1 protein-coding gene is annotated in these 566 nt (G+C 73.3%); it reads right to left on the bottom strand.

Features of this window, described 5'->3' with window-relative positions; translation table 11 throughout:
- Nucleotides 1-346 (bottom strand): hypothetical protein (locus D7Y11_RS42755; RefSeq protein ID WP_199753973.1); only part of this gene is annotated, 346 nt, incomplete at its 3' end.
- Nucleotides 347-566 lie beyond the last annotated feature (220 nt).

Genomic DNA, 566 nt, shown 5'->3' with positions numbered 1-566 from the left:
CCGGGGTGCTGGTGCCCTCGCCCTGCACGGTCGACCCGGAGCCTTCCGGTTCGCCAGCGTGGGCGGATGCTCCACCCGACGTCGCGGCGTCCCCGGCGGGAGTCTCTTCCCCGGTGCGGCCCGGCGACTCGCCGCCCTCGGGGCGTGTCTCCGGCTCACTGGAGGCTCCGGCGGCCGTGCTGGCCTCGGTCGCGCTCGCGGTGGCCTGCCCACCCTCTCCAAGCAGGTCGGTCTGCGCCCCACCCGCTTCGGCCTGGGGGGCACCTTCCGGCGTCACGTCTCCACTCGCGCCCTCGCCATGCTTCGGCGCGGACGCGTCAGCCGCTCCCTCCTGCTGGGACGGCATCGAATTCTCTCCAGGTGTGCCCGGCATCCCTTCCTGTCCCTCGGCCCTGTGCTCGGCGTCCATGGTGGCACCCCCGGTTGTTCCACCCGCGCGCCGCCGGAAACGACGGCGCGGCGGGCGGGCTCTAACGGGACTTCTTCACCACGACCTTCTTCTTCGCGCCAGCACCCATCACGCGGGAAAGGGGCGCGCCGGCACTGCTCGCCTGCTCAGTGACTGC

The sequence above is a fragment of the Corallococcus sp. AB018 genome (assembly GCF_003986945.1).
Lineage (GTDB): Bacteria > Myxococcota > Myxococcia > Myxococcales > Myxococcaceae > Corallococcus > Corallococcus exiguus.
This window is presented reverse-complemented; position numbering and strand designations above follow the sequence as displayed.